We start from the raw sequence: 20,249 nt of genomic DNA on the forward strand, positions 1-20,249 counted from the left end.
CGCAACACTGGAGCCAACCGAATCAGCCCCTGCGGAGAACAACAAATGCTGACGATCTACTCTGACGATCACCACCTGCACCATGGCCGCTGCGAATTGATCGACGGGCAACTCAAGCCCTGCTTCGAGATGCCGTCACGCGCCGACCACGTGCTGCAACGGGTGAAAAACCAAAACCTCGGCCCGGTCGAGGCGCCGAAGGATTTCGGCCTCGGGCCGATCGAGCGCATCCACAGCCGCGACTACCTCGACTTTTTCAAAGGCGCCTGGGCGCGCTGGACCGAATTCAACACCGACGGCGATTTGCTGCCCTACACCTGGCCGGCGCGCACCTTGCGTCAGGTCAAACCGGCCAGCCTGCACGGCCAGCTCGGCTATTACAGCTTCGACGGCGGCGCACCGATCACCGCCGGCACCTGGCAAGCGGCCTACAGCGCGGCGCAAGTGGCGCTGACCGCACAAGCGGAAATCCAGCGTGGCGCCCCTGGTGCCTTCGCCCTGTGCCGTCCACCGGGACACCACGCTGCCGGCGATTTGATGGGCGGTTATTGCTACCTCAACAACGCCGCCATCGCTGCGCAGGCGTTCCTCGATCAGGGCCACAAGAAGGTCGCGATCCTCGACGTCGACTACCACCACGGCAACGGCACCCAATCGATTTTCTACGAGCGCAGCGATGTGCTGTTCACCTCGATCCACGGCCATCCGGAAGCGGAATTCCCGTTCTTCCTCGGCTACGAAGACGAACGCGGCGAAGGTGCCGGTGAAGGCTTCAACTTCAACTATCCACTGCCGGCCGGTTCCGGCTGGGATGTCTGGAGCGCGGCGCTGGATCAGGCCTGCCAGGAGATCGATAACTACGGCGCCGACATCATCGTCGTGTCGCTGGGCGTCGACACCTTCAAGGACGACCCGATCTCGCAGTTCAAGCTCGACAGCCCGGATTACCTGGCGATGGGCAAGCGCATCGCGGCTCTCGGCAAACCGACCCTGTTCGTCATGGAAGGTGGCTACGCGGTGGAAGAAATCGGCATCAACGCGGTGAACGTGCTCGAAGGTTTCGAACAATGAGCAGACTCAAGCACTTCATCGCGCCGGCGTTGTGCGCGGCGCTGCTGAGCGGCGCCGCGCACGCGGAAGAACGCACCCTGCGCGTCTACAACTGGTTCGACTACATCACTCCCAAGGCACTGGAAGATTTCAAGGCGCAGAACAGCCAGACCAGACTGGTCTACGACATCTTCGACACTAACGAAGCACTGGAGGCCAAGCTGCTGACCGGCAACTCCGGCTATGACGTGGTGGTGCCGTCCAACGTCTTCCTCGCCAAGCAGATCGAGGCCGGGGTATTCCAGCCGCTGGATCGCAGCCAGTTGCCGAACTGGAACCACCTCGACCCGAAACTGATGAAGCTGATCGAAGCCAACGATCCGGGCAACAAATTCGCCGTGCCCTACATGTACGGCACCATCCTGATCGGCTTCAACCCGGCCAAGGTCAAGGCCGCGCTGGGCGACAACGCGCCGGTGGACAGTTGGGACCTGATCTTCAAGGAAGAGAACATCAGCAAGCTCAAGCAATGCGGTGTGGCCCTGCTCGATTCGCCGTCGGAGATCCTGCCGCTGGCCCTGCAACACCTCGGCCTGGATCCCAACAGCAAGAACCCGGCGGACTACGCCAAGGCTGAAGCGCTGCTGATGAAGATTCGCCCGTACGTGACCTACTTCCATTCGTCCAAGTACATGGCCGATATCGCCAACGGCGACATCTGCGTTGCGGTCGGTTATTCGGGCAGCTTCTCGCAGGCCGCCAACCGCGCCAAAGAGGCGAAGAATGGCGTGGTGGTCGACATGCGCCTGCCGAAGGAAGGTGCGCCGATCTGGTTCGACATGCTCGCGATCCCGAAAGGCGCGAAGAACCCGCAGGACGCCTACACCTTCATCAACTACCTGCTGCAACCGCAGGTGATTGCGCCGGTCAGCGATTTTGTCGGTTACCCGAACCCGAACAAGGACGCCACCGAACTGGTCGACCCGGCGATTCGCAACAACCCGAATCTGTACCCGACCGATGCGGCGATGAACACGCTCTACACCCTGCAACCGCTGCCGCGCGATGCGGAACGGGCGCGGACCCGGGCGTGGACCAAGATCAAGTCCGGTACCTGAAACCTGACAACCTGAACAGACCCGCACTCGCGGGTCTTTTTTTGCCTGCAAGATCTATGTACCGCATCGCGCCGTGGCCGGGATTTTAGTGTCCGGGTTTTCCCCGTGGACATGACCATGACTGAATCTGCCACCACTGCTGCACCCAGTGCTTCCCCTCTCCTGCTGAAACAGAGTCGACTGGTCGAGCTGATCGGCCAGGGCTACTCGATGCATCAAGTCGCCTCGGCGTTGTTGCGCGAAGCGCTGAGCAAAAGCTATCCCGAGCAACACCTCGATCCGGATCGCACCCAGCTCGCGACGCCCCTGCGTGAATCGGACGCCGCCCGGAACGCTGCCAGGGTCTTTACCTTCGAATCACTGACCCACGCCTTTATCCAGCATTGCCTGCACAAGACCACCGCCGACTACATCGAAGGCGAACACTTCCTGACCCGTACACCCGAAGCGATCCCGCCGATACTGCTGCCGGTAAGCATGGATGACATCACTTCGCTGGTGAACGACCTCGCACCGTTTCTGTTCCTCGAATACCAGCAGCGCCAACTCGATTACTGGAATGAATCCGCCAATCGCCAGCCACGCTGGCAAGAGCTGTCGGATCTGCTGTGTTCGGCTGCGAATGTGCAGTCGGCCAACGGCTGGGACGCCGACGAATGTGCATTGGCGCAATTTGTCGCGCAGCATCCCGACCGCAAACAACGCTCGACCGTGAATAGCGATTACATCGGGCTCAAGGCCTGCCTGATGGACATCGACCTGGTCGAAGACGAGGACAGCGCACACCTGCTCATTGCCGGTGCGCTGGTGCTGACCGCCACCGTCAAACAGCGGCAGCGTGTGTTGATGTACACCGTTGCCGATGGCTATGAGTCATTCGAATCGCTGACCAGGCTGGGCGAAACGCTCCCGCAGCGGATCGCCCCGGAGTTGTCCGACCGCTCTTTGAAATGGCGCCTGATCGAGCCTGAAGGAAACGTCTTCGATGCCGTCGCACAGGCGCTGATCAGCAACCAGCTCAGCGCCATCGAAGCACTGGATCCCGCCAGCCAGTCGATCAGTGCGCACGCCAGTTCCGGGCGACAAAGCCACGGGCATTTCAGTTCGCGTGAACGAGCCCGGCTCGACCAGCTGGAGGAGGCCATTCCCGACTGGTTGCAAGACGGCTCTGTCCATGACCAGCAAGACTACAGTCGCTACATTGCCGAGCTCGCAAACTTGCGCAACGACGCCGAGACCGGCGTATTCAAGGACGACGACTTCCCTCTGCTCAAGCCCTACGCCGAACGCCGCATGCGCGAAGCAATCATCGCCGACAAACGTGCCGAGGGCGCTGCCGACCTGCCGTTGGAACACCTGCGTATCAGCGTGACCAACAGCTTCGAAACCGGTGGCTTCACCCTGCCCAATCCATTTGACCGGTTAACCGAGACCCTGGGCGAATTCGCCCTGCAAAATGCCCCGCCCTATCAGGCCACGATCGCTTTCGACAATGGCCGAGCCGTACCGGCCTGGCTGACCGTGGACTTCCTGACCGCCATCGCGGAGAAGGTCGATATCGGCGGTCATTACCCGCAACTGATCAAACGCGCTCTGATCGATGACCCGATCCGCTCGGCTGCGCACAAGACCCACTACCTGAGCCAATTGCCGACGCTCCTGCCGATGCTCGCGCTGGAGTGCAAACTCAAGCACCGGGGCGGCGTCGATGAACGCGGTTATGCCTACGTCTGCCAACTGATGGATGCCATCAGCCGCAAACTGCCCACAGGCGAACATCCGGTGACCATCCGGCCACTGGCGTTTGTCCCTCGCCGCCGCTTGAGCCGGCGTTCGGACACGGTCGCCAACATGTTCATCATCTGTCCGCGAGACCACACTCAAGGTCCCTGCCTGTTGTACCGGCCACTGCTGGACACGCCGCTGACGCAGTTCGCCTCTTTGCAGAACCTGATGTATGCGCTGTATCAGGCCGGCGAATTGCGTAACTCGGTACTGGCCTGGCTGGGCAGCGCCGCACTGAGTTTTGAATACTCGCAATACGCCTTTCCGGTCGGCCTGCCCTCGCCATGGATCGTCACGCAACTGGCCACCGAACCGTTCATGCACCTGGACCTGACCGGTCCGCTCGAACTGGAGAACGCGCCCCTCGAAGGCGACATCCTCGCCGCGTTATACGCGGCAAACAGCCAGGCATTGGTGGAACTCGCGAACCGCCAGTCGCAATCCAACAGTGAGCGACGCTGGGCACTTCTCGCCGACAGCGGCTGGGCGATCTTCAGCGTTGCCGCGAACTTCATGAGCGGAGCGGCGGGCACCGCCGTCTGGGTCTGGCAGACCATCACGCAGATCCAGCAGGCGCTCGATGCCCATGACCGCGACGACACTCTGGTGACCTGGCAATCCACCGCCGATGTCCTGCTGACGCTCGGCATTATCCTGACCCAACACGTCGTGGCGCGACGCAAACGTTCATGGCTGCCGCGCCTGAGCGAGCCGTACGAGGCTGGCGAACGGCTGCCGGATAACGAGGCGTCAACCGGTTTCCCGCCATCCACCCTCGAGGTCCCACCGTCCGTCACACTGGATCCGCTGACCACCACCGGCGACGTGCCTGTCGGGCATCTCACTCAACTGGCACCTGACACGTTGCTGCGACCGGACTCCAGCGCACGGTTCATTGCAATGCTCGACCGTTTCAAGATCGCCACACCTGACTTGAGCGGCAAACGAGCCTCACCGGTCACTCACCTGTACACCCTCAAGGGCAAGACCTGCGCTCAAGTCGGCACGCGCTGGTTTCAAGTGCTCGCCCCGGCAGACGAGCCGGTTCACATCGTCGATCCGGCCGATCCACAACGAATCGGCATGGCACTGAAATACGACGAGACTGCCGAAAAATGGCACTGGGATCCGAAACTGCGCTTGCGCGGCGGCATGCCGAAAAGCCGGATCGAGGCATTCCGCCGTTCCAAAAAAAAGGCCATGGACGACGCCTGGGCGAAGCTGGAACAATTCGAAGCACGGGAAACCGAAGCGAAAACACAACTGCTGCGTGCGCTGGTAGCTCTTCCACGGGACACCAGCGAAGCGGGATTCGAGGTCTCCGCAGCCACTTATCTGGACCGGGCCACAAAGTTGGGCAACGACTACACCCAGGCTCTGGCCCAGCTGGAAATCTGGCGCGAGGCCGGGGGCGGTGGCTCGGTCCACCAGGCCAAGCTGATGAGCCTGACCCTGGGTCAGCACCGCTGCTTCGGCTCGTGGCTGCGGGTCAAAATGCGCATGTACGCGAAGGCCACACAGATATTCGTCGACAGCGCGACTCACCAGACACCGGTACCGCGCAAACGCCAGATCGATATCGCCACCGCTGCCACGGCGTTGAGCGACGAGATGATTGCCAACCTGCAGACACTGGACCGCTCACTGCAAATCCTGAACAGCCACTCCGCCAAGGCCAGAGAAGTGGCCACACGGCTGGAGTTGCTACTGCCGGACTTCAGCCCGCTCGATCTCAAGGCCAATGAAATCGGCATGTCCTACGAACGCTGTGTCGTGGAACAGCCGGGGGCGGCCATGAATGCCGCTCGCGTCGCTATCGGGATCATTACGGCCACGGCTGCCGACGCCAGTCATGAGCTGATTCAGCTGAGCAAAGCAGCGGTGACCGCCGACGGACAGCCGGCCCGTATCGAGCGTTTGTCGCAGTGGAACGACCTGTTCGCCAGCCTCGGCGAACAGGTGGAACAGTTGCCTGCCGCCCATCCGGGCCAATTCGTCCAGGCCCGGCTCGACAGGGTGCGCGAGCTGATCGGCGAATTCCACGCGGTAGCTCGCGAACGCCTGACCACGGAGCTACCTGAACCGGAGGAACGATCGGCACCCGCCAGGTCCCAGGCGCAGCCCTCTGCATCGCAGCCCAAAGTGAAGGTCTCCAAGAGCCGTCCACGCCCCGAGGTGGATGAGCAGGCTGCCCCTGCACCGGACAGCAACTCCGGCACAGAGGCCGCGTTCGTCAAACTTTCCACGCAACGGCCCGAACCGAAGGTGCCCACGGATGACGAGGACCTCCTTTCATCGGCCATGCAACTTGAAGCGAACATCTACAGCTTCAACAGAAAGACCCGCGAGGACGCCAAGCGGCCAGGGCGCATTCCCGCAGACATCCGCGACATGTTCGAGCAGCAAGTCGAACGACTCAAGCAAGCGGCCAGCGACGTCGACGAGGCGATTGTCCGAAGAAAAAGCGCGAAGAAGGATCCATGGCCCGTCGCCTCCCTCAGCGCCAATCTGCGCGAAGGCGCAACCCGCACCCGCGCTGAAGGAATCGAGACCTACGCGGCCATGCTGAAACAACGCAAACCCCGGGAAACCTATTTCCACTGGCTGCACGACAATGCGCAGGTCGAGGTGATCAAGGACCCGCGCGGCCGTATCCGCACCCGACATCGCGGGGACTTTTTTCAGGAGTACCGGATTCTCGACAAGACCAACGCCGACAAGCCGCTGTGGGTGGCGCACTTTCACTATGACCAGCTCAAGGATGCGGATGAGCTGTACACCATCGCCCACCTGAAATTTTCCGATGCCTATCTGCAGACGCTCGATGACAAGACCCGTCAGGCACTGAATACCTTCGATGCCGTCGACAATGCACTACGGCGCATCGTCGATCCGCAGGTGCGCGATCTGTTCCTCAAACCAGAGCCAGAGGAGCGACCGAAAGACCATTAACGGCACCAGACCTCACGCAAACGGGCCAGAGCCGACTCGATCGCCGGCTCCGGCACCGCCGCAAACCCCAGCACCAGACCGGCGCGCTGATCGATTGGGGTCGTTGAGTCCGGCAGCCAATACTTGCTCAAGCCGTGGACTTCCACTTCCACGCTGGCGGCCTGTTCGATCAATTGCTGCTCACGGGCCACGCTGTCGACCGCCACGGTGAGATGCAGTCCGGCCGACACCGCCGGCAGTTCACCCACACCCGCCAATCCGTGTGGCCATCCGTTGATCAGGGCGTTACGCCGGCTCAGGGCTGCCCGACGCATCCGCCGGATGTGTCGCTGGAAGTGCCCGGCCGCCATGAACTCGGCCATCACCGCCTGAGTGCTCACTTCGGAATGCCGGACATCTACCGCGCGCCGCTGCGCAAAGGCTTCCACCAGCCCCGGCGGCAACACCAGGTAACCCAGACGCAGCGCCGGGAACGCGACTTTGCCGAAAGTGCCGACGTACAGCACGCGACCCTGGCGGTCGAGCGCAGCCAGCGGCGCCAGGGGCGCGCCGGTGTAGCGATACTCGCCGTCGTAGTCGTCCTCGACGATCCAGCCGCCGGTGCGCTCGGCCCAGGCCAGCAGTTCGAGGCGTCGCGCCAGGCTCATCACCACCCCGGTCGGGTATTGATGAGACGGCGTGACATAAGCCACCCGACAATCTTCGGCGGCCGCCAGTGCCGCGCAGTCGATGCCCTCTTCGTCCACGGCAATGCCGCGCAATCGACCGCCGGCCAAGGCGAACGCATGACCCGCTGCGCGATAGCCGGGATTCTCGATGCCCACGCCGGCGCCCGGCTCCACCAGCAACTGTGCACAAAGGCTGATTCCCTGTTGCGCGCCACTAGTGATCACAATTTGCTCAGCCGAGCACTGCATGCCGCGCGAACTGCGTAAATAAGCGGCAATCAGACCGCGCAGGCGCGCATCGCCCGCCGGGTCGCCGTAGCACAGTTGCTGCAAATCGGGTTTGCGCCAGAACGCCGCGTTCAGCTTGGCCCAGACGTCGAACGGGAACAGATCGAATGCCGGAACACCGACCCGGAATGCTCGCGGCGGACCGCTCGGTGGCGTCGGTAAATGGTTCTGCTCAAGCCGCTGCAATGCACCGCTGTGGATAACTTTGCTGGATAAATTCCCAGTGGAATTGGCCAAAATTGTGGATAAGGCTGTGGGTAAGCCTGTTGAAAACCCTGTGGATACTTTTGTGGATAATTTTTTCGCCGGTGTCGCCGATTGCGGCAACTGCGCCACATAAGTGCCGTCCCCGACCCGGCCTTCGATGAAACCTTCGGCATACAGCTGATCGTAGGCACGCACCACACTGTTGCGGGAAATCCCCAGCGCTGCCGCCAGATCGCGACTGGCCGGCAGGCGCGTGCCGCTGGCCAGGCGTCCGTCGAGCACCCGCAGGCGCAAGGTCTGGTAGAGCTGACGGCTCAGACCTTTGCGGCGGTCGAGCTCGATACCCGCAGGGTTGAACGGCAGCGACAGCGTGGTCGAATCGGGCATGACAATGGACCTATGAAATTGGTCATCAATGGCTCTTACAACAGACCAATAGCCTGCCTACGATGCAGGCATTCGCCAAGGAAATTTTCTCCATGTACACGCCCCGCGCCTTTGCCATCGACGACTTGTCCCAACTGCACGAACTGATCCTCGCCACCCGCCTCGCCATCCTGGTGACCCACGGTGAACAAGGCTTGCAAGCCAGTCATGTGCCGGTGTTGCTGCATCGCGAACAAGGTCCGAACGGCACGCTGTACGGGCACCTGGCCAAGGCCAATCCGCAATGGAAAGACCTGCGCGACGGCGCCGAGGCCATGCTGATCTTCCCCGGTGCCGATGCCTACGTCAGCCCGGGCTTTTACCCGAGCAAGGCCGAGCACGGCAAAGTCGTGCCGACCTGGAATTACGTCGCCGTACACGCCTACGGACACGCCGAAACCTTCAGCGATGGCGGCCGTCTGCTGGACATCGTCAGCACCCTCACCAATCGCCATGAGGCCGGCCGCGCCCAGCCCTGGTCGGTCGACGATGCTCCGCCCGATTACATCGACGGCATGCTCAAGGCCATCGTCGGGTTTGCCATTCCGATCGACCGGCTCGAAGGCAAGCGCAAGCTCAGCCAGAACCGCAGCGCCGAAGATATCGCCGGCGTGCGCGAAGGCCTGGCCGCCAGCCCCGACATCAACGATCAAACCCTCGCTCAATTGATGCGTTAAGGAAATCACCATGAGTCAGATCGACATCCGTCCGGTCAGCGCCGCCGATCACGCCGCCTGGCTGCCGCTGTGGCAGGCCTACCTGCGCTTCTACAACACTGAATTGCCGGACGCCGTCAGCCAGAGCACCTGGCAGCGCTTTCTCGACCCGAACGAACCGACCCACGCCGTCCTCGCCTGGGCCGACGGCAAAGCGGTGGGCATGGTGCATTTCATCTACCATCGTTCGAACTGGAGCATCGAAAACTCCTGCTACCTGCAAGACCTGCTGGTGGAGCCGCAAACCCGTGGCACCGGCGTCGGTCGCCTGCTGATCGAACACGTTTACGCCACGGCCAAGGCCGACGGTTGCTGCAAGGTGCACTGGCTGACCCACGAAACCAACGCCACCGCGATCCAGCTCTACGAGCGCATCGCCGAACGCCCGGGTTTCATCCAGTTTCGCAAAGCCATTTAAGGAGCCACGCGCATGACGATTTCTCTCGCTGACTGGAAAGGCGTGCCGCCACCCTCCACCACCCTGATCGAAGGCCGCTTCATCCGCTTGGAAAAGCTCGACCCGGCGCGCCACGGCGACGACCTGTTCAACGCCCTGCAAGGCCCCGGCGCCGACCCGAAACTCTGGGATTACTTGCCCTACGGCCCGTTTCCGGAGCGCAGCGCCTTCAATGACTGGCTGAACAACCATGCCGCCCACAACGATCCGTATTTCTTCAGCGTCATCGACCGCGCCAGCGGCCAGGTGCAAGGCATCCTCAGCCTGATGTCGATCGTCCCGGCTCAGGGCCGCATCGAAATCGGCCACGTCACCTTCGGCGCCCCGATGCAGCGCTCGCCGAAAAGCACTGAGGCGGTCTACCTGCTGGCCAAAGAATCCTTCGCCCTCGGCTACCGTCGCCTCGAATGGAAATGCAACAACGGCAACGCCCGCTCCAAATATGCGGCCGAGCGGTTGGGCTTCAGCTTCGAAGGTGTGTTTCGCCAGCACATGGTGGTCAAAGGCCAGAACCGCGACACCGCGTGGTACTCGATCCTGGACTCGGAATGGCCGGCGATTGCGGCGGGGTTCGAACGCTGGTTGAGCGATGAGAATCAGACGGCGGATGGGCAGGTGAAGGGGTTGGTTGAGTGCCGCGCTTGAAACTCGATCGACACTAAACAGGTTGCGGGTTCAGCTGTTGTTTCGCCGAACCCGAACCACGCCCATTTTCAACCCGAACGGGCGGAACACGGCATTCAGGGATTTCAGTGTCTGATTACCCTCGCCGTGTTCGATGTGCACCAGCGTGCGTACCGAAATCTTGCACATCTTCGCGAACTGGGTCTGATGCAACCCGGTCACCTCCACGCGTAAACGGCGAACGGCTTCACCGATTTCTACGGTTCCTTCAGCCAGCGCTTCTTGAATGCTTTCGATGAGCACGGTTCGCTCCGCGACGGTCATGCTCATTTCAGATCCCACTCTTTCAATCGTTGCTCCAGGTTTTTCAGGTGGACGCCCGGATGATTCATTGTCCGGTCAGGCAAACCGCTGGCGCTCAAAATATCCGGCAACTCGGCCAGGCACTGCGCATCTTCACGCAGGCGCTCGAAAGACTCCGGCGCGTCGGACAACCCTGCCAATGGATCATCCGGATCGGAAATATCCGCCAATGCGCGACAAACCCCTCGCCAATCGACATCTCCCGCCCTCTCCAGCTCTTTTGGCCATTTGGTCGTGCGGGTCACACCTTCGTCATCCATGACCATGGGGGCCAGATCATAAATGGGGGCCAGACGATACGAGCCCTCGTCACGAATGATTGCGGTATTGCGACCGTGGTTGTCCGAGTTGCCAAGAATTTTGTTGATCAGGTCCCGACGTAAATAGTCCGCCACCAGTGCCGGAATCTGATCCGCTTGCCCCGCATTGCGCCAGAGCTCGGCGAGCATGCGAATGACATCCATATGGTTCATCGCACTTCCCGGCGTCGTCACTTCGGCCAGCGAATAAATCGACTCCACGGCAAAACGCTCTACCCCACGGCTCGTCACCTGGCGATCAAAACGCTGCATCCACAAGCTGGGTTTGTTCGCTTCCTCTAATGCCAGACCTTCTGCGGCGACGGTTTCGATACCCAGTGCCTGAAGCGCCTGGTAGTAGTGGAATTCGCTGCGCAGGATGTCTTGATCGGTTTGACTTCCTTTATTCCGGGCGAACTTCACAAACCAGTGCTGATGGACGTTTTCATCATCCAGCACAGCATCGGGGTACAGAAGACCGGCACGATCCTCCGCCAGGAGAATCTTGGGCGCTTCACCTCCGGCCCCTGTCGCCCCACCAATCGCAGCTCCCATTTCATAGGCATACTCAAGAAACCGGTGGTCACGGCTGACGACCTCCTGACGCTGAAAACCGATGGGCTTGCGCTCATCGACAGCCTCGGCCGATTCTTTTATCCGCATGTTGCCGATCGGAGCTGGAGTGCAGCGACCAAGCAGATAAAGATCGGCACTGATGCCTGCAGGTTTCTCCTGCCCCAGACGTGCAAGAAGAAACCTTTTAGCGGCGCCTGCCGGCGCGATGTCATGCACGAATGCAGGCGTGATGGATCGCCGGCCTTCCCAATCAAGGGGAAACAGCGCACTCACGGCCTTGGAAAAAGGGGAGCCGATGGCCTCAATGTTCTCGACCAGATACGCCGACTCGTAGCCAAAGCTGCAGCGGCTTTCGAAGCCTTTTTCGGGCGAGTCGAAACTCAACACCATCGCGTCGTGCCATTTGCCGGCGTCGAATATCTGCAAAGTCAGATTGTGCATGAGGTTCTCATCTGCAATTAAATGCATTGCTGCGGTCGTTTGGTGAACTATAAGTGCAATATAGTGCATTTCAGAAGTTCGAGAGACTCGTTAATCTGCAATAAAGTGCAGATAAGGAAATAAAACCTCGAGATAAACGCAAAATAATGCAGATGCCGCTGAGACCGCCACGGACATCATTCTGTAAAAACCCTCCGCTATACAGAACGCCCCGCTTATAACAAAAAGGACGTTCTCCCCATGCCCTTCCCGCCCCAGCGTCTGTCATTTGCCATTGCCCTGCTGATCGCCACCAGTGCCGCCCACGGCAAGACCGTGCAGATCGACACCGCCACCACTGCTGCGCAGACACTGGGCGGCAGCGACACGCTGACAATTTCGGCGCCGGGCAGCATCACCAACAGTGGCAAGGCTGTAAGCCTCAAGGACGGCACCAGCGGTACCGGCGTAATCATCGACAACGCCGGCAAGATCATCTCCACGGGCGGCCGGGCCATCGACAGCAGCGGCGACCTGACCCAGGCGCGCAACTACGCCATCTATAACCGCAGCGGCGGGCAGATTCTCGGTTCCAACGACGCGATTCGCATCGACAGCAACTTCGTCAGCGGCAGCCTGTTGATCGACAACAGCGGCACCATTCGCTCGACCACAGGCCAAGGCCTGGATCTGGATGCGTTGCGCAGCGACGGGGTCAAAACCACGATCATCAACCGCGCGGGCGGGCTGATTCGTGGCGACGCCAGCGACGGCATGAAGACCGGCGCCAACGCGACCATCAGCAACTACGGCGAGATCTCCACCGGTGACTCGCACAACGCCGACCAGAAGTTCGACGGCATCGATATCGACACCGCGACCGGCGTCAGCGTGACCAACTACGGCGTGATTTCGGGCGGGCGCCATGGCATCACCACCGACCTGGGGGCGACGCTGGTCAACTACGGGCAGATCACCGGGCGCAACGGCTCCGGTTTCGGTTCCGATGGCGACGGCACGGTGATCAACCACGGCACCATCACTGGCGCCTATTCCGGTTTGCAACCGAATGGCGACGGCGACGGCGTGGACATCGACAAGATTGCCCACATCGAAAACTACGGCACCATTCAGGGCGTCGGCGCCGGTGGTGTGGACAAGGGTGGTTTCGCCAATGGCAGCGAAGGCATTGCGCTCGGCGGCGGGTACATTCTTAACGCCAAGGACGCGCTGATCAGCGGCGCCAACAGCGCGATTCTGGTGGACGACGGCAGCGGCGGTTCAGGACTGGCGGCCACCACGCTGGAGAACTACGGCACCATCCGGGGTCTCGACGGTTTCGGCGTGAAGTTCGTCGGTGAGTTCGCCGACAACGTGATCAACGGCGGCACCATCAGCGGCAGCAACGGGCTGGCGCTGGATCTGGGCGGCGGCAATGACAGCCTGACCCTGCGCAACGGCAGCCGCTTTGTGGGCGTGGTCGATGGCGGCAGCGGTTATGACCGCGTGGTGATGGATGACGCAGCCGGCGGCAGCTTCGGTGCCAGCCGCAACTTTGAATGGCTGGAAGTCAAACAAGGCGCCTGGACACTGACCGGCAGCGGCGACTTCAGCGACGGTGGTGCCGTGCGCAGCGGCGCCACGCTGATAAACCAGGGCGGTATCGCCGGCAACCTGACCGTGGACGCCGGAGGTGTGTATGCCGGCGGCGGGTCGGTAGGCAACCTCAACGTCAATGGCACGTTGCGCACCGACACCCGTCTCGGCACCGCAACCATCGTGCACGACTTGAACATGAGCAGCGCATCCACCCTCGCCTACGGCGTCAACGCCGATGGCAGCAGCGCGCCGGTCCAGGTCGGCGGCACGGCCAACCTCAACGGCGCAACGTTGGCGGTCAATCCCGGCAGCGGCAATTATCCGTGGCAGAGCCATTACACGGTGCTGCAGGCTGCGCGGGTCAACGGCACGTTCGGCGCAGTCACCAGCGACTACGCGTTCCTCACGCCGACCCTCGCTTACACGCCGACTCAGGTCGACCTGACTTACACCCGCAATGACGTGGCGTTCAATGAATTCGCCGCCACCGGCAACGGCAGCAACGCCGCCAACAGCCTGGCCTCGATCGGCAAAAACAATGCGCTGTACAACGCCTTGCTCAACACCACTCAAAGCAGTGCAGGCGCGGCCATCGAGCAACTGGCCGGCGCCAGCAACGCCAACCTGACCAGCGCCACCCTCGGCGCCAGCAGCCAGGTCGGCAGCAGCATGCTCTCGGCGATGCAGCAGATGGGCGGCAGTCCAGGCTTGATGGTCGGCCTCGATCAGCGCGACACACCGATCCTCGCTGCCAACGGCGTACCGTCCGAAGCGCGAAACCTCAATGATGCGAACGCCCGGGGCCGGCTCTGGCTGCAAGCCATCGGCGGCTACGGCAAACTCGATGGCGAACACGGCAGTAGCGGTCTGGAACAACGCACCAAAGGCAGCGTGCTTGGTGCCGACTGGGCACTCAATCCGCAATGGCGTCTGGGCGTGCTCGGCGGCTATTCGAAGACTGACCTGGACGCCACCGGCGTCGACGGCAATGTCGAGAGCTGGCATGCCGGTGTTTATGCGTTGCATCAAAACGGCCCGCTGGCCCTGCGCTTGGGCGCGGCGTACAGCGGCCATCAGGGCGAAAGCAAGCGCACCATCGCGTTCAATGGTTTCAGCGATCGCCCCAAAGGCGATTACGACGCCGACAGCCAGCAAGCCTTCGCCGAACTCGGCTACGCCATGGGCACTGGCCGGCTGAGCGCCGAACCGTTCGCCAGCCTCGGCTACCAGCGCTATCACCGCGACCGCTATCAGGAAAAGGGCGGCGCGGCGGCATTGCAGATCGACAGCCAGACCCTGGACAACTTCAGCAGCACCTTCGGTGTACGCCTGGCGCACCTCAGCTCGCTGGACAATGGCATGAGCCTGACCCCACGGATGGCGGCAGGCTGGAAGCACACCTACGGCGATGTCAGCAGCTCGACCCGTCAGGCCTTCGTCGTGGGTGGCACGGCGTTCAACGTCGATGGCAGCTCGCTGGATCGTGACAGTCTGGTGCTGGAAGCAGGGCTGGATCTGGGCATTTCCGCGCGGCATACGCTGGGGCTGGGATACAGCGGCGAGATCGGCAGCAACAGTCGCAATCATGGATTGATCGGGCAGTGGCAGATGAGTTTTTGAGATTTCGCCAATCCGGATTTCAGCGGGAGTTGTAGGTAAAGGCGTCTGGGCGATCGGGTAACCATGGCGGGTTCATTACCCGCCAGCGCCCGGGCTACAAAAGCAGACGTCATCGCCTGCATCCGACTCGGAATTGCCCGGCATCGGTGGACCGGCATCGACTTTTACAGTTTGGCCTCATTTCACCTGAGGCGAACGGAATGCCCATTCAATGCAAATACAAGCTCCAACATCTTGTCCTGGCGGTTGCGCTGGCAGTCGGTTGCGTGGAATTTTCTCTGGCGGAGCAGTCGGAGCCCGACGCGCCCGTCGTGAAAGAGGTGAAACCCAGGAGCCCGCGCACACCTCCTAAGGTGAAACCTGCTCCGCTTCTCATGGCAGAAACAGTGAGTGAGGAAAGGATCGCTCCGCCACTGGAAACAATCCCCGTCAGCACTGAGATCCCAGCGGTATCCGCTCACACATCCGGCGACATTCCATCCAGGAAAGTCGCCACGACAGAGAGCGGCAGCGCTCTCGAAGAAAGCCTGGAAAAACCAGCGCCCTTAACGGAACCGGTTCTGGCTGAAACGTCCGCAGCTCAACAAACCCAAGTGGTTGACCAGCCACAGTCAACGGACTCCCCTCCACCTCCAGGCAATGCAGCCATTGCAGCCCTGCTCGCTGCCGACGAAACCACGGCCGCCCTCGCCTACTATCAACTGGCGGGCGGCAGCAATGCCAACCTCGCCAATGCAACCCTGAGCAGTGTCACGCCGGTCAGCGCCAGCCTGCTGTCAGCCATGCACCAACTCGACAATGCCCACGACTCACCGGGCAACTCACCACGCCATGCGGCCGGCAACGCAGACACCGGCAGGGTCTGGCTGCAAGCCCTTGGCCACAGCGGGAAACTCGATCGCGAATTTGAACCGATGCAACACTCCACCAAAGGACTGCTGCTCGGCGCGGACTGGCGCCTCGATGAAACATGGCACCTGGGCTTGATGGGCGGCACCTCCGACACGCGCATCGACAGCAAAGAACTGGACGGCGACCTCGACAGTTGGCACCTCGGCGCCTACGCCTTGCGCCAGACCGGCCCGCTGTCACTTCGGTCAGGCGCAACCTGGAGCCGTCACGAAGGCAGCACCCGTCGCGAAGTCGCGTTCGATCGCTTCCATGACCGACTCAAGGGCAACTACCAGGCCAGCACCCAGCAAGCGTTCATCGAATCGGGATACAACCTGGGTCGGGCCAACGTCAGCATCGAGCCGTTTGTCGGCCTCGGCTACCAACGCTACCAGCGCGACGGCTACACCGAGAAAGGCGGAGCGGCGGCGCTCAAGGTTCACGCTCAATCCCACGGCAACTTCAACACCACCGTCGGCCTACGCATGGCGAAAGTCAGCACGCTGGATAACGGCATGCGTCTCACGCCACGATTCAGCGCGGGGTGGAAACACGTTTACGGCGAGACCTATACCAGCACCCGCCAACGCTTGGTCACCGAAACCGAAGACTTCACCGTTTACGGCGCCGAACTGGATCGCGACAGCTTGAAACTCGACACAGGGCTGGATCTTGCGGTCTCGAACAGTCACACATTGGGTGTCGGACTGTCCGGAGAGATCGGTACCGACAGCCGAAACCACGGCGTATCGGGGCAGTGGCGAATGGCGTTCTGAGTCCAGACGGGTTGCTGCCGCACGGTGCGGCAGCACTTTGAAAGCAAAAAAAGGGGAGCACATGCTCCCCCGAGGTTTAAAGCGTTGTATCGAGGCCGTTATCTCAGCCTTCGATCTCGATCAGGATTTCGCCCGGGTTCACCCGGTCGCCCTTGGCAACGTGGATGGCGGTGACCTTGCCGGCAATCGCAGCCTGAACTTCGGTCTCCATCTTCATCGCTTCGGTGATCAGCACAGCCTGGCCCGCCTTGACGGTGTCGCCTTCCTTGACCAGCACATCGACGATGTTGCCCGGCATGGTGGTGCTGACATGGCCCGGTGCCGAAGCCTGCTTGCGCTTGCTGCTGCCGCCGCCAACAAATTCGTTGAGCGGTTCGAACACCACTTCTTCCGGCATACCATCGATGGACAGGTAGAAATGACGCTTGCCTTCAGCCTTGACACCGACACCGGTGATGTCCACGCGGTAGGTTTCGCCGTGGACGTCGATGACGAACTCGGTCGGTACGCCTTCGCCGCCGGCCGAAGCCACCTTGCCCGCTTCCGGGATCGGCAGCAGCACTTCCGGGGTGAGGGTGCCGGCGGCACGCTCTTCGAGGAACTTGCGACCGATGTCCGGGAACATGGCGAAGGTCAGCACGTCTTCTTCGGACTTGGCCAATGCGCCGATATCGGCACGCAGCTTGGTCATTTCCGGCTTGAGCAGATCGGCCGGACGTACATCGATCACCTCTTCGCTGCCGATGGCCTGACGACGCAGCTTCTCGTTCACGGTGCCCGGCGGCTTGCCGTAGCCGCCTTGCAGGTAGAGCTTCACCTCGTTGGTGATGGTCTTGTAGCGCTCGCCGGCCAGCACGTTGAAGAACGCCTGGGTGCCGACGATCTGCGAAGTCGGAGTCACCAGCGGCGGGAAGCCGAGGTCTTCACGTACGCGCGGGATCTCCGCCAGCACTTCGCCCATGCGGTTCAGAGCGCCCTGCTCTTTCAACTGGTTGGCCAGGTTGGAAATCATCCCGCCAGGCACCTGGTTGACTTGAACACGGGTATCGACGGCGGTGAATTCGCTTTCGAACTGGTGGTACTTCTTGCGCACGGCGTAGAAGTACAGGCCGATTTCCTGCAGCAACTCCAGGTTCAGACCGGTATCGAACTCGGTGCCTTTGAGCGCAGCAACCATCGATTCGGTGCCAGGGTGACTGGTGCCCGAAGCGAAGCTGGAGATCGCGGTGTCGATGTGGTCGGCACCGTTTTCAATGGCCTTGAGCTGGCACATGGTTGCCAGGCCGGCGGTGTCGTGGGAGTGGATAAACACTGGCAGCGACTGCTCGGCTTTCAGTGCACGTACCAGTTCACCGGTCGCGTATGGGGTCAGCAGACCGGCCATGTCCTTGATCGCCACCGAGTCGCAACCCATGGCTTCCATTTGCTTGGCCTGGGCGACGAACGCATCGATGGTGTGCACCGGGCTGGTGGTGTAGGCGATGGTGCCCTGGGCGTGTTTGCCGGCAGCCTTCACCGCTTCGATCGCCACGCGCAGGTTACGCACGTCGTTCATTGCATCGAAGATGCGGAACACGTCGATGCCGTTGACCGCAGCCTTGGCGACGAACGCCTTGACCACGTCATCGCTGTAGTGGCGGTAGCCCAGCAGGTTCTGGCCGCGCAGGAGCATTTGCAGACGGGTGTTGGGCAGCGCGGCGCGCAGCTGGCGCAGACGCTCCCACGGGTCTTCCTTCAGGAAACGCACGCAGGCGTCGAAGGTCGCGCCGCCCCAGCACTCCAGCGACCAGTAGCCGACTTTGTCGAGCTTGTCGCAGATCGGCAGCATGTCTTCGGTGCGCATGCGGGTGGCGAGCAGCGATTGGTGGGCGTCGCGCAGGATGGTGTCGGTTACGAAAATCTTTTTAGTCATTGTTCTATTCCTCACAGGCCTGCGTGGGCGGCGATGGCGGCGGCGATGGCCAGGGCCAGCTCTTCGGGTTTGCGCTTGATCGAGTAGTTGGTCAGTTCAGGGTGGCTTTCAACGAAGCTGGTATTGAACTGGCCGCTACGGAATTCCGGGTTGCGCAGGATTTCCTGGTAGTACGCGGCGGTGGTCTTCACGCCTTGCAGACGCATGTCGTCGAGCGCGCGCAGGCCGCGGTCCATGGCCTCTTCCCAGGTCAGCGCCCAGACCACCAGTTTCAGGCACATCGAGTCGTAGAACGGCGGGATGGTGTAGCCGGTGTAGATCGCCGTGTCGGTGCGCACGCCGGGGCCGCCGGGGGCGTAGTAGCGCGTGATCTTGCCGAAGCTCGGCAGGAAGTTGTTTTTCGGGTCTTCGGCGTTAATCCGGAATTGCAGGGCAAAACCGCGATGCTGGATGTCTTCCTGCTTCACCGACAGCGGCAGGCCGGAGGCGATGCGGATCTGTTCGCGGACGATGTCGATCCCGGTGATTTCTTCGGTGATGGTGTGTTCCACCTGCACCCGGGTGTTCATCTCCATGAAGTACACCTCGCCCTCGGCGAGCAGGAACTCCACGGTGCCGGCGTTCTCGTAGCCCACGGCCTTGGCTGCGCGCACCGACAGGTCGCCGATGTAGGCGCGCTGTTCCGGGGTCAGTTGCGGGCTCGGGGCGATTTCGATCAGCTTCTGGTTACGGCGCTGGATCGAGCAGTCACGTTCGAACAGATGCACGACGTTGCCGAAGCTGTCGCCGAGGATCTGCGCTTCGATGTGTTTCGGATTGACGATGCATTTTTCCAGGAACACTTCCGCCGAACCGAAGGCCTTGGTGGCTTCGGAAATGACCCGGGGGAAATTCTGTTCGAGTTCTTCGCGGCTGTTGCAGCGACGGATACCGCGACCGCCACCACCGGAAGTGGCCTTGAGCATCACCGGGTAACCGATGCGGTCGCCCTCGCTCAACGCTTCCTCGATGCCCGAGACGTTGCCTTCGGTGCCAGGCGTGACCGGCACGCCGGCCTTGATCATGCTGCGGCGCGCTTCGGTCTTGTCGCCCATGCGGCGGATGACTTCCGCCGACGGGCCTATGAATTTGATGCCGCGTTCGGCGCAGATGTCTGCCAGCTCGGCGTTTTCCGATAGGAAACCGTAGCCGGGGTGCAGCGCATCGCAGCCGGTTTCCACGGCCAGGTTCACCAGCTTGCGCGGGTTCAGGTAACCGGCCAGCGGCTCGGCACCAATGCTGTGGGCCTCGTCCGCACGCTTCACATGCAAGGCATGCCGGTCGGCGTCGGAATAGATCGCGACCGAGCGGATGCCCATCTCGGCGCAGGCACGCACGATTCGTACGGCAATCTCACCACGGTTGGCGATCAGGATCTTTGTTATCACTTGGAGGTTCCCTTGAGCCGGTGGCACCACGACCTGCTAGACCCAGGTCGGCACGTGACCAAATGTTTCAATCTG

General features: G+C 61.6%; 13 protein-coding genes. 8 read left to right on the top strand and 5 right to left on the bottom strand.

The window, feature by feature from the left end; translation table 11 throughout:
- Positions 1-45 precede the first annotated feature (45 nt).
- The 3 genes from LOY31_RS28940 to LOY31_RS28950 all read left to right on the top strand — a co-directional run bounded on the left by LOY31_RS28940 (position 46) and on the right by LOY31_RS28950 (position 6,905).
- Entirely contained in the window at positions 46-1,071 is a 1,026-nt protein-coding gene (locus LOY31_RS28940) for a histone deacetylase family protein (RefSeq protein WP_221534012.1), read from the top strand.
- The gene (locus LOY31_RS28945) at positions 1,068-2,168 is read left to right on the top strand and encodes a polyamine ABC transporter substrate-binding protein (RefSeq protein WP_221534011.1); all 1,101 of its coding nucleotides are present in this window, start codon (positions 1,068-1,070) and stop codon (positions 2,166-2,168) included. The genes LOY31_RS28940 and LOY31_RS28945 overlap by 4 nt, the downstream gene beginning before the upstream one ends.
- Positions 2,169-2,285: 117 nt before the next feature.
- Entirely contained in the window at positions 2,286-6,905 is a 4,620-nt protein-coding gene (locus LOY31_RS28950) for a dermonecrotic toxin domain-containing protein (protein WP_221534010.1), read from the top strand.
- Here the strand turns inward: LOY31_RS28950 and LOY31_RS28955 are convergent.
- A complete protein-coding gene (locus LOY31_RS28955; protein ID WP_221534009.1) occupies positions 6,902-8,455 on the bottom strand; it encodes a PLP-dependent aminotransferase family protein in 1,554 nt (517 codons plus the stop codon). The genes LOY31_RS28950 and LOY31_RS28955 overlap by 4 nt on opposite strands.
- A gap of 92 nt (positions 8,456-8,547) precedes the next feature.
- Between LOY31_RS28955 and LOY31_RS28960 the strand changes: the two genes are divergently transcribed.
- The 3 genes from LOY31_RS28960 to LOY31_RS28970 are packed head-to-tail and all read left to right on the top strand — an operon-like array spanning position 8,548 to position 10,312.
- The gene (locus LOY31_RS28960; RefSeq protein WP_085606223.1) at positions 8,548-9,171 is read left to right on the top strand and encodes an FMN-binding negative transcriptional regulator; all 624 of its coding nucleotides are present in this window, start codon (positions 8,548-8,550) and stop codon (positions 9,169-9,171) included.
- 10 nt (positions 9,172-9,181) lie between these two features.
- Positions 9,182-9,628 carry a GNAT family N-acetyltransferase gene (locus LOY31_RS28965; RefSeq protein ID WP_221534008.1) on the top strand — a complete coding sequence of 149 codons (447 nt, stop codon included), beginning with the start codon at positions 9,182-9,184 and terminating at the stop codon, positions 9,626-9,628.
- Positions 9,629-9,640: 12 nt separating this feature from the next.
- Entirely contained in the window at positions 9,641-10,312 is a 672-nt protein-coding gene (locus LOY31_RS28970; RefSeq protein WP_085606225.1) for a GNAT family N-acetyltransferase, read from the top strand.
- A 30-nt stretch (positions 10,313-10,342) separates the two neighbouring features.
- Here LOY31_RS28970 and LOY31_RS28975 read toward each other — a convergent pair whose 3' ends face one another.
- Positions 10,343-10,621: a helix-turn-helix domain-containing protein gene (locus LOY31_RS28975; RefSeq protein WP_064379753.1), complete on the bottom strand. Its 279-nt coding sequence runs from the start codon at positions 10,619-10,621 to the stop codon at positions 10,343-10,345.
- Complete coding sequence (locus LOY31_RS28980; RefSeq protein ID WP_221534007.1) at positions 10,618-11,970, bottom strand: HipA domain-containing protein; 1,353 nt, start codon at positions 11,968-11,970, stop codon at positions 10,618-10,620. Before LOY31_RS28980 ends, LOY31_RS28975 begins: the two co-directional genes overlap by 4 nt.
- Positions 11,971-12,210: 240 nt before the next feature.
- Between LOY31_RS28980 and LOY31_RS28985 the strand changes: the two genes are divergently transcribed.
- On the top strand, positions 12,211-15,168 hold the full coding sequence (locus LOY31_RS28985) for an autotransporter domain-containing protein (RefSeq protein ID WP_258712633.1): 2,958 nt from the start codon (positions 12,211-12,213) through the stop codon (positions 15,166-15,168).
- Positions 15,169-15,761: 593 nt separating this feature from the next.
- Positions 15,762-16,835, top strand: a complete 1,074-nt coding sequence (locus tag LOY31_RS28990) for an autotransporter domain-containing protein (RefSeq protein WP_408980459.1) — start codon at positions 15,762-15,764, stop codon at positions 16,833-16,835.
- A gap of 103 nt (positions 16,836-16,938) precedes the next feature.
- Here the strand turns inward: LOY31_RS28990 and oadA are convergent, their stop codons facing one another.
- Together oadA and LOY31_RS29000 are read right to left on the bottom strand one after the other, a co-directional pair.
- Positions 16,939-18,747, bottom strand: a complete 1,809-nt coding sequence (gene oadA, locus LOY31_RS28995; RefSeq protein WP_258712634.1) for a sodium-extruding oxaloacetate decarboxylase subunit alpha — start codon at positions 18,745-18,747, stop codon at positions 16,939-16,941.
- Between the two features lie 11 nt (positions 18,748-18,758).
- Positions 18,759-20,174 carry an acetyl-CoA carboxylase biotin carboxylase subunit gene (locus LOY31_RS29000; RefSeq protein WP_007954255.1) on the bottom strand — a complete coding sequence of 472 codons (1,416 nt, stop codon included), beginning with the start codon at positions 20,172-20,174 and terminating at the stop codon, positions 18,759-18,761.
- Between the last annotated feature and the right edge of the window lie 75 nt (positions 20,175-20,249).

This window comes from Pseudomonas sp. B21-021 (genome assembly GCF_024749205.1).
In the GTDB taxonomy this organism is placed as follows: Bacteria; Pseudomonadota; Gammaproteobacteria; order Pseudomonadales; family Pseudomonadaceae; genus Aquipseudomonas; species Aquipseudomonas paraglycinae.